The organism is Neglectibacter timonensis, from assembly GCF_900048895.1.
Classification (GTDB): domain Bacteria; phylum Bacillota; class Clostridia; order Oscillospirales; family Acutalibacteraceae; genus Acutalibacter; species Acutalibacter timonensis.
Genome location: NZ_LT160640.1, coordinates 986,632 through 999,927 on the forward strand (window position 1 = coordinate 986,632; position 13,296 = coordinate 999,927).

General features: G+C 52.6%; 11 protein-coding genes. 3 read left to right on the forward strand and 8 right to left on the reverse strand.

The window, feature by feature from the left end; genetic code table 11:
* Positions 1-15: 15 nt before the first annotated feature.
* Together BN3911_RS13645 and BN3911_RS13650 are read right to left on the reverse strand one after the other, a co-directional pair.
* A complete protein-coding gene (locus tag BN3911_RS13645; RefSeq protein WP_066866569.1) occupies positions 16-1,296 on the reverse strand; it encodes an alpha-amylase family glycosyl hydrolase in 1,281 nt (426 codons plus the stop codon).
* Positions 1,297-1,397: 101 nt separating this feature from the next.
* Positions 1,398-2,426 carry a LacI family DNA-binding transcriptional regulator gene (locus BN3911_RS13650; protein WP_066866571.1) on the reverse strand — a complete coding sequence of 343 codons (1,029 nt, stop codon included), beginning with the start codon at positions 2,424-2,426 and terminating at the stop codon, positions 1,398-1,400.
* 149 nt (positions 2,427-2,575) lie between these two features.
* On the opposite strand from BN3911_RS13650, the gene recQ reads away from it, so the two are divergent.
* On the forward strand, positions 2,576-4,423 hold the full coding sequence (gene recQ, locus BN3911_RS13655) for a DNA helicase RecQ (RefSeq protein ID WP_066866573.1): 1,848 nt from the start codon (positions 2,576-2,578) through the stop codon (positions 4,421-4,423).
* Between the two features lie 269 nt (positions 4,424-4,692).
* Here the strand turns inward: recQ and BN3911_RS13665 are convergent, their stop codons facing one another.
* The 5 genes from BN3911_RS13665 to BN3911_RS13690 all read right to left on the reverse strand — a co-directional run bounded on the left by BN3911_RS13665 (position 4,693) and on the right by BN3911_RS13690 (position 10,080).
* Positions 4,693-5,589, reverse strand: coding sequence for a phosphotransferase family protein (locus BN3911_RS13665; RefSeq protein ID WP_066866577.1), 897 nt, complete (start codon positions 5,587-5,589; stop codon positions 4,693-4,695).
* Between the two features lie 246 nt (positions 5,590-5,835).
* On the reverse strand, positions 5,836-6,507 hold the full coding sequence (locus BN3911_RS13675) for a flavin reductase (protein ID WP_066866580.1): 672 nt from the start codon (positions 6,505-6,507) through the stop codon (positions 5,836-5,838).
* Positions 6,508-6,560: 53 nt separating this feature from the next.
* The gene (locus BN3911_RS13680; RefSeq protein WP_066866582.1) at positions 6,561-7,826 is read right to left on the reverse strand and encodes a replication-associated recombination protein A; all 1,266 of its coding nucleotides are present in this window, start codon (positions 7,824-7,826) and stop codon (positions 6,561-6,563) included.
* 175 nt (positions 7,827-8,001) lie between these two features.
* The gene (locus BN3911_RS13685) at positions 8,002-9,258 is read right to left on the reverse strand and encodes a serine hydroxymethyltransferase (RefSeq protein ID WP_066866584.1); all 1,257 of its coding nucleotides are present in this window, start codon (positions 9,256-9,258) and stop codon (positions 8,002-8,004) included.
* Between the two features lie 126 nt (positions 9,259-9,384).
* Entirely contained in the window at positions 9,385-10,080 is a 696-nt protein-coding gene (locus BN3911_RS13690; RefSeq protein WP_066866586.1) for a TraX family protein, read from the reverse strand.
* Positions 10,081-10,338: 258 nt separating this feature from the next.
* On the opposite strand from BN3911_RS13690, the gene nth reads away from it, so the two are divergent.
* Positions 10,339-11,025 carry an endonuclease III gene (nth, locus tag BN3911_RS13695; RefSeq protein ID WP_066866591.1) on the forward strand — a complete coding sequence of 229 codons (687 nt, stop codon included), beginning with the start codon at positions 10,339-10,341 and terminating at the stop codon, positions 11,023-11,025.
* Between the two features lie 279 nt (positions 11,026-11,304).
* Complete coding sequence (locus BN3911_RS13705; protein ID WP_066866596.1) at positions 11,305-12,486, forward strand: MalY/PatB family protein; 1,182 nt, start codon at positions 11,305-11,307, stop codon at positions 12,484-12,486.
* 161 nt (positions 12,487-12,647) lie between these two features.
* Here BN3911_RS13705 and BN3911_RS13710 read toward each other — a convergent pair whose 3' ends face one another.
* Positions 12,648-13,277, reverse strand: coding sequence for a ribonuclease H1 domain-containing protein (locus BN3911_RS13710; protein ID WP_178354386.1), 630 nt, complete (start codon positions 13,275-13,277; stop codon positions 12,648-12,650).
* Positions 13,278-13,296: the final 19 nt, after the last annotated feature.

Genomic DNA, 13,296 nt, shown 5'->3' on the forward strand with positions numbered 1-13,296 from the left:
GGTGTTACACTCCTTTTATACGCGCAGAACCAGAGGTTCCCCTGTGGTCTCCGCCTTTTTATTCTTTACAGTGACAGTGCTGTCATCCAAAAGATTCCGGTATTCCCCATCCGGCAGGCCGATTGCCGCTTCACCCTGTTTTCCCTTCAGGCTGAACACTCCCGCAATTGTCTGACTGCCCAGGCTCCAACGGATGGAAACCAGATCCGCCGCGTCGTCCGCCTCCATCTCGAAAATGCCTGTACCGAAGATTTCCTCCTTCTTCAAAGCGCACAGCTTCTGAAGAAGAGGGGTGATGGAAAGACCGGTATTCCAGTTCACAGTATCCTTCACAAACAGGTCGGGACGGTGGTCGCTGCATACCTCCTGTCCGCCGTAAATCAGGGGCATGCCTTTGAGCAGGAAATAGAAAGCTGTCCAGTTGCGCAGCATTTTTTGATCGGGTATCAAAGCCTTTGCCCGCTGGCGGTCATGGTTTTCCAGGTTACGCAGCTTGACATAATTCGCCGGATAGATCGCCTCTTGCTGCCAGATCGCGTCGGTATAAACGCTGAGCGGGATTTGTCCCTGCAGGTAGGCGTCATATTTTCCGCGGATGTCATAATCATAGCAGAGATCGAACGCGCTGTAGACCTCGCAGTCTGAAGCGGCGTAAAAGCCGCGGTTGCGGTTATCGAGAATGAATTCCGGTTCCACCGATTCCGAAAGCCAGATACAGCCCGGGCGCACCTGCTCCACCGCGGCCCTTGCCTTCAGCCAGAAATCCATGGGCACCAGCGGGGCCACGTCACAGCGGAAGCCGTCGATATAGTTTGCCCAGAAGCAGAGGGTTTCGATCTGATAGTCCCAAAGCTCCGGATGAGAATAATCCAAATCCACGATATCCGTCCATTCCGCGGTTTTGTTGCCCATTTTCCCGTCCGGCTTCCGGTAAAACCATTCGGGGTGGTTTTCCACCAGCCAGCTGTCCGGGGAAGTGTGGTTGTACACCACATCGATGATGCATTTCATGTCTCTGCGATGGATTTCCCGAACCAGATGTTCAAAATCCTCCATCGTGCCGAATTCCGGGTTGATCTTGCGGTAATCCGCAATTGCATAAGGACTTCCAAGGTCGCCCTTTCTTTCCTTCTGGCCGATGGGATGAATGGGCATGAGCCAAATGACGTCGGTGCCCAACGCCCGGATGCGGTCCAGGTCCTTCTCCAAGGCGGCAAAGGTCCCTTCCTCTGTGTGATTGCGCACGAAAACCGAATACATTGTTTGACGGCGCAGGTCAGTGCTGGTATTCCTCATAGTATCTTCTCCCTTTCTGGCAATATTGTCCGCTTCTTTTTTCTGATATCGTTTTCTGATAACGTTTTCAGAATTTGCCCTTTATTATACCTGTTTTCCTGTTATAAAACAAGAGGTTCCTCCAACTTCACAAAACTTTCCCCTTCGAAGAACTCCGCGGGAAACACCAGATGGCTGCTCTGCCTTCCCTGTTCGATACAGCCAATCAGCACCCCGACTCCGCTTTCCGCCATAGCCTCACCCGGCTGTCTGACCGTCGCGAGAGACGGAACGGAAAAACGTCCCGCTTCAATCCCATCGAAGCCGATCACCGCGATATCCTCTGGAACCCGCAGGCCCGCCTCATGAATTGCCCGCATGGCGCCCAGCGCCAGCACGTCTGCAATACAGAACAGGCAGGTGATATGTTCTTCCTGTCTGAGCAGTTTCTTCGCGGCAGAGTATCCAGCCTCCATACTGAAGGAGTCCGCCTTGATAATACGCCCCTCTGCAGAGCCGCAATCCCAAAGCGCCTGCTGAAACGCGCTGACCCGCAGGCCGCTCACACTGGTCTCCCTCTCATGGAACCCCATCACCGCAACTCTGCGGTGCCCGGCACGCCATACCCGACGCCCCACCTCGTAAGTCTCCCGGTAATCGTCGATGGAAACGCTGGAATACCGGCTGTCCTCCACCCGGTCCCGGTTCATCATCATGGCCAGCATCACATAGGGAACGCTCAGCAGATCCAGCTTTTCCCTGCCATGCTCAAAATTTCCACCCAAAAAAAGAATGCCCATTGGTTTCTTTTCCTTAACCAGGGAGACGGCCTCCTCCACCTCATCCTCCAGCGGGTCAATCGGGTGCAGGTACATCAGATACCCTTTTTCCTCTAAAACCCTCTGAACCACGTCCAGCATACGTACAAAGAATGGGTTGGAAAAGCCCTTTACCACAATCCCCACCGCTTTCACGGCTTCCCGCTTCAAATTTCTGGCGCTGTTATTGGGAATATAGTGGTATTTCTCAATCGCCCGCAGTACCTTTTCCCGGGTCTCCTGCCGGATATATCCTTGACCGTTTAAAACACGCGACACCGTACTGACACTGACGCCTGCATGGCGTGCGATATCCTTCATATTTACTTCCATATTTCCTCGCAGTCTTTCTTTCTCCCTTCACATTCGCTGATTTAGTATAACATCCATACGGAATACCCGCAAGGGGATTCCTGTTGGGAATTGCCAAATTTTGGAAATAGCGTTATAATTCCACTAGTAATAAAGTGAGGGAAAACGACATGACTAAGCTTGAAATTTTACACCGTTTTTTTGGTTACTCATCCTTTCGTGAAGGTCAGGAATCCCTGATTGACGCCATTCTTTCCGGATGTGACGCAGTGGGCGTCATGCCCACCGGCGCCGGAAAATCTCTCTGTTTTCAGATTCCCGCGCTGCTGTTTCCGGGCATTACCCTGGTGGTTTCCCCGTTGATTTCCCTAATGAAGGATCAGGTAAACTCTCTGGTACAAAACGGCGTACGCGGCGCCTACCTGAACAGCTCTTTGACCTATTCCCAATACCGGGCGGCCCTGCGCAACGCAAAAGCAGGCGTCTACAAACTCATTTATGTGGCCCCGGAAAGGCTTTTGACTCCGGAATTTCTCGACTTTGCGGCACACGCCGATATTTCCATGGTCACCATAGACGAAGCTCACTGCGTCTCTCAATGGGGTCAGGATTTCCGCCCGAGCTATCTCAGCATCCCGGAATTCATCCGGCAGCTGCCGAAACGTCCGGTGGTGTCGGCTTTCACTGCAACCGCCACCCCAAAGGTCCGGGAGGATATCCTTCAGCTGCTCGCCCTGCAGAATCCCACTGTGATGCTGACCGGCTTCAACCGCCAGAATCTATATTTTGAGGTCCGGCATCCCAAGGACAAACTTGCTGAAACGTTTCGCATACTGGAGGAGCATCCTGGAAAAAGCGGCGTCATCTACTGCTCTACCCGCAAGGCGGTGGAAGAGGTGTGCAGCGCCCTGATTCAGAGGGGATATGCCGCCGTGCGTTACCACGCCGGGCTTTCCGATGAGGAACGGCAGAGCAGCCAGGAAAGCTTTCTCTACGACCGCACGCCCATCATAGTCGCCACCAACGCCTTCGGTATGGGAATTGACAAGTCCAACGTCTCCTTCGTTATCCATTACAACATGCCGAAGGATCTGGAAAGCTACTACCAGGAGGCAGGCAGGGCCGGACGCGACGGCGCTCCGGCAGACTGCATCCTGCTCTACAGCGGCCAGGACGTAATCACCAACCGCTTCCTCTCCTCCCACGCAGAAGAAAACGAACAGCTGAACGAAGAAGACAGAGCCCTGGTACTGCAGCAGACGGAAGAACGGCTGAAAGCCATGACCTTCTACTGCCATACTACCGGCTGCCTGAGAGAATATATCCTGCGCTATTTCGGAGAACGCAGTTCAGCAGGGTACTGCGGCAACTGCTATAACTGCAATCACCTGTTCCGGGAGGAGGACGTGACGGAACCTGCCAAAACCGTCTGTACCTGCGTCAAGGATTTAAACGAACGGTACGGGGTCAAGCTGGTATGCGACGTGCTGCGGGGCAGCAAAAACGAACGGGTGCAGCGGCTGGGGCTCACACGGCTTTCCCTGCACGGGTCGCTGGCTCACCTCAAGGAATCCCGGCTTCGGGAAATCGTCCAATTCATGGTGATGGAAGGATACCTTTCCCTCACCGCCGGTGATTATCCCGTCTTGGGGCTGGGCTCCAAAAGTGCAGAGCTGCTGCAGGGGGACGCCGTCATCCGGATGAAGCTGCCGGAAGAGGCAAAACCCCGGAAAAAGATGCAGACGGCGGCTCCTGCTCCCGCGCAGACCGCGCCTGGCACGCATGACCCCGTCCTGTTCGAACGGCTCAGGAATCTGCGCGCCAGATTGGCCGCCGAACAGCACATCCCCTCTTATGTGATCTTCTCCAACGCTTCCCTGGAAGACATGTGTATCCGCCTTCCGGAAACCTCGGAAGAATTTCTGCAGGTTTCCGGCGTCGGCGAAAAAAAGCTGGAGCATTACGGTTCCTATTTCATGGAGGAAATTTCCGATTATCTCCGGGAAAAATCGTCCTGAAAAATGCCGTTCCCCTGCTGCGGCCCGGCAGAAAGAAAGCGCCGGCTCTGTCCTTTGACAGTGCCGGCGCTTTCTTGTCTTCCTCCATACCTCTACGAAGCCTCCCCCTTGTACACAGCCGCTGCATGCACAAGGCGAAAGCTTACAAATCCGTTTATTGTTCTTTCAGAAGCCCTGAACCGGACCAGCCGGGCTGAAAACAGGTAAGAAAACCGAATAAATGCTTTGTTTTTATTCTTTTGCTAGTGCCGCCTTATGTGATTACAAACTTATTTCACTTGGGTATACCATGTCGGGACAGTGCTATTCATATGATCAAACCACTTTAAGACATTTTGATTTAATTCTAAAATGGAAGAGAGTCTATCCGGCGCAAAATATTTGGACCATACAATCGAAGTGATTGCACTGGCAGAAAGATAATATGCAAGAAGTTTCCAAAAATCCTCGGGAACATGATTGTCAAAATAACCGTCAATTTGACCGGATGCAAAATAAGGATATTCCATACCGATTCGATTAAACTCATACCATGGGTCTCCGTAATTCTCAAAATCAACAGTATGCCAATCTATAACAAAAAGCTGCCCGCTTTTTGATTGAATGAGATTCCCTAAATGATAGTCGCCATGATGATAACACTGCGGCCGTTTTTGAAGCATATGCCTATTGGTGTCAATGTAGTTTAAAATAATATCGTTTCCCTCAAACAGGATACCTTCCCTGCGAAATGCTTCCAGTCTTTTATCCATGGTTGAAAAATACCGCGTCTCCCAGTCTTCAGTATTTTCCGGTGCATTGAGAGTATGGATTCTTTGCAGTATCCTTCCCGATTCTTTCCCTAATTCATATTGTTTCTCTTTGGATAATTTGGGTATAGCAATTTCAGCTTCTTCTCCGTCTATCCAGGACAATAAAGTATATACACTCGATTCGTTATTGCAAACTCCAAAGTCTATTGGCGACGGCATTGGAATATTCAAATGGAAAAGTTTTTTCATCAATTCGTATTCAGCTTTTTTTCTATCAAATTCTTTATATTCCGCTAACCGCAATAAAAAATGCTCCCCATTTTGGGCAGTGACAAAGTATTTTTCATCACTTGACATACCCTTTTTGATGGGCTGAATGTCTTGAAACTTAGTTGCCATTGGAATATCTTTCAAAATTCTCACTCTTTCACAAAACAAATACCAGCATTCATTCTTCTGTTATTCCCGCACAATCCTTTTTCCTTCTCCTGAAACTGGATGATAATGCCAAAAAGAGCCTCGGTCAATTGATCCGCCCCCGTCAAATAATGTAAGTATAAGTTAAGGGGTATCATATCAATCGAAGACCTTGGATCTTCTCCCTGGAAGTACAACTATCGCGACCGAATCTGGTTTTCTTTTCTGCAAAATTTATCCCGCTTATTTTTTTCTCACAAAGGCCTTCTTCGGCATCTTACAGATGGGGCAGGTCCAGTCGTGAGGCAGCTCTTCAAACCCAAAATTCGGGTCGCTGTATACATAGCCGCACACCGAACAGACAAAGCTTTCCCCGCTGCTCTTGTCGAAAGTCAGCTCCGGCGGAAGATAGGTGGGCGATTTTCTCGGGGAGGCGCCGCCCAGTTTTTCCACATAGTAACGATAGGTCATAGGTGTTCCCACCGATACGTCGCTGCCTGCCACAACCTCGGCCAAAAATACAGTCTGTCCCGCCAGCTGCACCTGTTCCTTCACCTGGCACAGAAACCAGCAGCAGGTGTTCTCCTTGATGACGGGCACACCTTCCAGCAGCACCTTGTGGCGGACATTTTCCAGCTTATCCGTCTTTCTACCGGACACGAGTCCCAAAGCGCCGATTACCGTGGCCGGGGTAGCTTCAGAGAGCACGGAAATGGAAAAGACGCCACTCTTCTCGATACACTCGCAGCTGTAGTTTTCCCGATTCATGCTCAACGCCACCAGAGGCGCGTCAGATGGGGTGGCTTTAGAAATCTGCATCACGGTATTCACAATGCAGGCATTGGGTCTTTTGGCGTCCTTTGTGCCGATTGCGTATATGCCATAAGAAAGATTGCTGAGAACCTGTGGTTTCACGTTCCAATACCTCCGTTTTTTTATCGCTCACTCTATCATATCGGAACAAGCTTTCAAATATTCTTGATTTTGTCCCAATATGCTTTGAAACTTTGTTCGTTTTTATTGTCTCCGAATTCATAATACCGGACCCCCAGCAGCGCGTCCGGCAGATACTGCTGCGGCAGCCAATGGTAAGGGGCTTCGTGGGGGTACTGGTAAAACTGCCCCTTTTTCTGCACGTCCTCCCCGTCATAGTGTTTATTCTGCAGATTTCTCGGAATACTGCCCGCTTTTCCCTTCCGAATGTCCTCTATCGCCCTGTCCAGCGCTGTGTAGGCGGAATTGGACTTGGGTGCGGTGCTGGTCAGCACCACCGCGTCCGCCAGTGGAATCCGTGCTTCCGGCAGGCCCACCATCAAGGCGGTATCCACGGCAGCTTTCACAATGGGGATGATCTGCGGCCAGGCCAGACCCACATCCTCACAGGCACAGACCAGAAGCCTTCTGCAGGCGGAGGGCAGATCGCCCGCTTCCAGCAGCCGTCCCAGATAGTGCAGCGCCGCATCCGGGTCCGAACCGCGCATGGATTTTTGAAACGCGGACAGGATATCGTAATGCTCGTCTCCCCCTTTGTCATACCGCAGGGCGCTTTTCTGGGTCAGCTCCCTTGCGCTTTCCAGGGTGATCCGGATTTCTTCCTCCCCGCCGTCGCAGGCCAGGGTACAGAGCTCCGCGGCGTTCATGGCCTTGCGCACATCGCCGCCGCAGGCAAAAGAAATATGGCGGCAAACGCCCTCCTCAGGTACAATGTCCTGCTGTCTTTCCACCGACAGAATGGAAAAAGCCCGCTCTACCGCCTTTTCAATCTCAGTTTGCTCCACAGGCTTAAATTCAAACACGGTGGAACGGCTGAGAATGGCGTTATACACATAGAAATAGGGGTTTTCCGTGGTGGAGGCGATCAGCGTGATGCTGCCGTTTTCAATGAATTCCAACAGGGTCTGCTGCTGTTTCTTGTTAAAATACTGGATCTCATCCAGGTACAGCAGAATGCCGTTAATCCCTTCGAAGGTGTCGATGCGGGCCACCGCGTCCTTGATATCCGCCGTGGAGGCGGTGGTGCCGTTGAGCTTCACCAGATGCCGCTCCGTATTCTTTGCGATAATGGAGGCAACCGTCGTCTTCCCAACACCCGAAGGGCCGTAGAACACCATATTGGGGATTTCCCCTGAATCGATGATCTTCCTCAGCGCCCGGCCGGGTCCCAATATATGCTTTTGGCCCACCACCTCGTCGAGAATGGCTGGACGTATGCGATCCGCAAGCGGAGCCGGCACCGAAATCCCCCCAAACCTTTCGCCTTTTCCAAAGCGTATTTTTCCTTTTCTGATTCTATCATATCATCTTTCGTCAAAAATCGCAAACGTTTGTTTGCGATTTTTTCAGAAAGAAGCCGGGATGCAAAACGAAAACCTTCATTCTGCATCCCGGCATAGACATAACAGGATTTCTTTATTGATACAGTGGATATTTTCTGCACACAGAGTCCACCAGTTCACGGATGGCCCCAATATTCTCTTCGAAATCGTCCCGCATGCTTCTGCTGATGCATTCGGCGATCACATCCATATCCTCTTCCTTCAGGCCCCGGGTGGTGACGGCAGGCGTGCCCAACCGCACGCCGCTGGTGGTGAAGGGACTGCGTTTTTCACCGGGAACCGTGTTCTTGTTGGCGGTGATATAAACATCGTCCAGTCTCCTCTCCAATTCTTTGCCGGTCAGCTCAGAGTCGGAAAGGTCGACGAGCATCAGGTGGTTATCCGTACCGCCGGAAACCAGCTTAACCCCGCGCTTCAGAAGCCCGTTTGCCAAAGCCTGCGCATTGCTGATGATCTGCCGGCCGTACTCCTGGAACTCAGGTTGCAGCGCCTCGCCCAGGCACACCGCCTTTGCGGCGATGACGTGCATCAGCGGGCCGCCCTGGGTACCGGGGAAAATGGCCTTGTCGATCTGCTTGGCAAATTCTTCCCGGCAGAGAATCATGCCGCCCCGGGGACCGCGCAGCGTCTTGTGGGTGGTGGTGGTGACCACTTCCGCATAGGGCACAGGATTCTGGTGGCAGCCGGAGGCCACCAGACCGGCAATGTGGGCCATATCCACCATGAGATAGGCGCCGCAGGCATCGCAAATCTCCCGGAATTTCTTGAAATCAATGGCTCTGGGGTAGGCGCTGGCGCCTGCCACGATCATCTTGGGCTTGACCTCCATAGCCTGTTCCATCAGCTTATCATAATCAATACAGCCCGTTTCCGGGTCTACGCCATAAGCCACAAAATGATACAGCGCGCCCGACATATTGACCGGCGAACCGTGGGTGAGATGTCCGCCCTCCGCCAGATTCATGCCCATGACCGTGTCGCCTGGCTGAAGCAGCGCAAAGTAAACGGCCAGATTGGCCTGCGCACCGGAGTGAGGCTGTACGTTGGCATGCTCGGCGCCGAACAGTTTACACGCTCTCTCCCGGGCGATGTTCTCTACGACGTCCACGCACTGGCAGCCGCCATAATAACGCTTTCCAGGATATCCCTCCGCATATTTGTTGGTGAGCACAGTGCCCATGGCGGCCATCACCGCAGGAGATACAATATTCTCCGAGGCAATCAGCTCGATGTTTCTCTGCTGGCGGGCAAATTCCTTCTGCATGGCTTCGCCCACAGCCTCATCCTTACCTGTCACGAAGCCAATGGTATCCATCAGATCGTTAAACATTTGTAAAACATCCTTTCTTCCCCGCACAGCGACGGAGTTGCTTTCATCCATTCCTGGATTACAGTGCTGAATCGATATGATTATTATACCGCAAACGCCCTCTGATGGCAACACAGAGCGGAAATTTTACGGCAGGACCAGGACATTGAGCAGAACCAGAAACAACAGATGGGCTGGATAAAACACATAGAAGAAATACCGGGGCATCCTCCTTCCCCTTTTCCCGTTGTAGAAAAACAGCGGTACGGCGGCAAACACCGCCCAGATCTGGAACATGCTGCCGTGCGCCGCGCAGTAGAGGACTGTGCAGGCTGTAAGAAGCGCAGCTGCCAACAGCCCCCGTTTCCACCCGGCATCTTCATTTTTTTCCTCCCCGAGGAAGGCCCGGCTGCAGAAATAGAAACAGAGAGGCAGCGCCACGCCGTATGCGCCATAGCTGAAGCCGCCCAGCTCCGCCCCTAAAGCCAGCAGGGCGGCGCCGAAGAAAAATCCCCCGCCCCGCTCCGCACACCACAGCGCTCCAAAGGCCAGCAGCAGGGAAAACAGGATGTTTTTCATGGGAAAGAGAGTGCCGAGCCTTTCGGGGCCGTACAGGAAGAGCTCATAGGGCAGCTCAGAAAGCACAGCGAACACAGCCAGGCGAAGCGCGTATTTTTTTCGATCCGACGTGTGGCGGAAGCCCTCCGCCAGCAAAAAAGAAAAGATGGGAAAAGAAATCCGCCCAAAGGCCCGGAGAAGCGGAATTTCCGGGAACAGGAGATATCCCACATGATCCACAGCCATAGCGAGTACGGCGATCCACTGCAGTGCCGCAGAAGTCACAAAGCCTCCCCCCCTTTTTTCAAAAAATCAATTCTTTCCTGTTATTGTCACACGCCCCGTCCGGCTTGTCAATATACGAAAATTGTTGTAAAATGAGATATCGTAAAAAATCATGGCCGCCGTTTCCTCTGCCGAAAGCAGCGCCCTGCCTTGTGCTGCCGCAGTCCTCACGCACGCGTGTGCCTCAAGGGTCCGGTTTACCGTTCAACTCAATAGATATGCGCCCGATTCAAGGAAATGAAAGAGAGGTACTTCCCTATGACAAAGAAAGAATTGGCCCTGTTGGCTGTGGAAGCCCTGAAAAAAGAGTATCCCGATGCCATTTGCTCCCTGGAATACCAGGACCCGCTTCAGCTGCTCATCTCCACCAGGCTTTCCGCCCAATGCACCGACGCCCGGGTAAATCTGGTGACCCCGGCGCTCTTCGCCCGTTTTCCCACGCTGGAGGCTTTCTGCGAGGGCACGGAAGAGGAAATTGGGGAGCTGATCCATTCCTGCGGCTTCTATAAAATAAAATCCAAGGACATCCTGGCTGCCTGCCGGATGATCCGGGATGAATTCGGCGGCAGAGTGCCGGACACCATCGAGGAACTGACCCGCCTGCCGGGCGTGGGCAGAAAAACCGCCAACCTGGTGGTGGGTGATATCTACGGAAAGCCCGCCGTGGTGACGGATACCCACTGCATCCGCATCACAGGCAGACTGGGACTGACAAAAAACACTGCGCCCGCAAAGGTAGAAGATGACCTGCGCGCCGTACTGCCGCCGGAGGAATCCAACGATTTCTGCCACCGGCTGGTGCTGCACGGCAGAGCCGTGTGCACCGCCCGGAAAGCTATGTGCGAAAACTGCTGCATGCAGGAATTCTGCAAAAAAAGCGGCTTGAACCCGCCTGCCAAAAAAACTGCGGCAAAGAAAAATAAGGAGCAGAGTAAAAAAGCTTGATTCCATTCGTCTATCCGCTTTCTTTGTCGGAAACAGGAAGAGATCCCGCTGTACCGGTTCCAAATAAAACCGGAACGGCGGGATCTTTTTCATTTCCAGTGGAAGCGTCCCTCTTTTCTTTTGGAGGCACCGCTGGACTGCCTTCTGCCAGCAAAATTTCCAAAACGGCGCATAACTCTGGACGGCTGTTGACAAACCCAAAAAAGAGGACGATAATGATTTCGGCAAAACCCGTCACATTTCCAGTATTATCATCTTGTTTTTTGGAGGAATTACTCTATGAAGTATGATTTTGAAACCCTGATCGACCGTTCCCGATGCGGATCCGGAAAATGGGACGGCATGCGGGAAAAGAAAGCCGACCTGACCCCGGGCGTCGTCCCCTTCTCCGTGGCCGACATGGAATTCAAAAATGCGCCGGAAATCGTAGCTGGACTGAAGGAATATCTGGACACCCATATTCTGGGCTATACGCACCCCACTGAAGCCTATTATGCCGCCGTCTGCTCCTGGATCAAGGAGCAGCATGGGTGGACCGTGGACCCCGCTCACATCGTCTGTTCCCCCGGCGTGGTCCCCGCCCTGTTTATGCTGGTGGCCGCGCTTTGTGAAGCAGGAGACGGCATCATTGTCATGCCGCCTGTCTATTACCCCTTCTACGGCGCCGTTAAAACCAACGGCTGCCATGTGAAGACCTGTCCGCTGGTGTATGAGAACGGCGCCTATTCCATCAATTTTGAACTTCTGGAAAAGGTTGCCTCGGAAAGCGACAGCAAACTGCTGATTTTCTGCAGCCCACACAACCCGGTAGGGCGCGTCTGGAGCCCGGAGGAACTGCATCGGGTGGGCGAAATCTGCCTCAGGCACGGCGTAAAAATCATCAGCGACGAAATTCATTGGGACATTGTTATGCCAGGCCACACCCACACGCCCTTCCCTATGGCCGGCGAGTTCGGAGACAATCTCATTGTATGCACTGCGCCCAGCAAAACATTTAACCTGGCTGCCATGCAGACCTCCAATATTATCCTTCCCGGCGAAGAGGACCGGAAGAAATTCCTGGCTATTAAGGAGAAATACTGTGTGGAGAGCATGAACGCCCTGGGATTTGAAGCCTGCAGGCTGGCCTATACCCTGGGGAAGGGCTGGATGGAGGAAATGCTGCAGGTTATCTGGGACAACTTCAAGTTTGCCTCCGCGTATTTGAAGGAGCGGCTGCCCATGATCAAGCCCATCGAACTGCAGGGAACCTATCTCATGTGGCTGGACTGCACCGCTTTGGGAAAGAACAGCAAGGAGCTGGAGGAGCTGATGGTTCAGAAGGCCGAGCTGTTTTTGGACGAAGGTTATATTTTCGGGGAGGGCGGCGAAGGCTTTGAACGCCTAAACCTGGCCTGTCCAAAATGGGTGCTCAAAGCCGGTTTGGAGCGCTTGGAACAGGCTGTGAAGGCATCCTGCTGAAGGCCCAAGCCTGCGAGACTCCTGCTGCAGGGATTTCCCGGCTTTCCTCCTGTAGGCAAAATCCATATCGAGAAGGGCTGCGGCAAAAAATGCTGCAGCCCTTCTTCTACCGTCATATTTTTGACATAAATTGGATGTAAAATAAATCCTGAAAGGGAATGCTACGCCAATCCCAGCGCCTTTTTGGCCAACTGGTCGGCCAAATCGTTATACACATCTCCGGAATGCCCTTTCACTTTTACAAAAGTTACAGGCAGGCGTTTACCTGCTTCCCGGCAGAAAGCCGCGTAGGCCTGCGTTCCCGGTTTATTGGCCTTCCAGACCCCTTGCGCCCATTTTCCCACCCCTTCATAGTCATGGTGGATTTCCAGTGCCGGGATTTCGTGCTCCAGACAGTGTCGGATCACCTCTTCTGCTCCTTTGATTTCCCCGGCCACATTATGCATTTCCGCAAGCTGGGAGTCATTATATTTCTTTGAGAACAGAATTTTTTCCCCCCTGTAAAAAAGCACGGCCCCGCAGGAAAACTCCCGGGTATGAGAATTATAGCTGCCGTCCACATAAGCCACAGCTTTGTCCTGTTCTTCCGGCGGGGGTTGTCCCTCCGAAGGCCCGTCGGGCTTCGGCTTTTCCAACGCGGTTCTATTTAAAAAGTCCTGCGCCTCCTGCATGGTGGGAAAGCTTTTGTATTCCGCGCCTTTAAATCCAATTACCTGCGCCCTGCAGTCATCCCATGTTGTAAAGATCCCTGTGGTTCTTCCCGCTCGGACCGCATAATATTTTTTTGCCATCAGTATCTCCATCATTTCT

Bases quoted from the DNA above. Each gene is read 5' to 3' on its own strand.
- BN3911_RS13645 (WP_066866569.1), bottom strand. From the start codon at position 1,296: ATGAGGAATACCAGCACTGACCTGCGCCGTCAAACAATGTATTCGGTT.
- BN3911_RS13650 (WP_066866571.1), bottom strand. From the start codon at position 2,426: ATGGAAGTAAATATGAAGGATATCGCACGCCATGCAGGCGTCAGTGTC.
- recQ (WP_066866573.1), top strand. From the start codon at position 2,576: ATGACTAAGCTTGAAATTTTACACCGTTTTTTTGGTTACTCATCCTTT.
- BN3911_RS13685 (WP_066866584.1), bottom strand. From the start codon at position 9,258: ATGTTTAACGATCTGATGGATACCATTGGCTTCGTGACAGGTAAGGAT.
- nth (WP_066866591.1), top strand. From the start codon at position 10,339: ATGACAAAGAAAGAATTGGCCCTGTTGGCTGTGGAAGCCCTGAAAAAA.
- BN3911_RS13705 (WP_066866596.1), top strand. From the start codon at position 11,305: ATGAAGTATGATTTTGAAACCCTGATCGACCGTTCCCGATGCGGATCC.
- BN3911_RS13710 (WP_178354386.1), bottom strand. From the start codon at position 13,277: ATGGCAAAAAAATATTATGCGGTCCGAGCGGGAAGAACCACAGGGATC.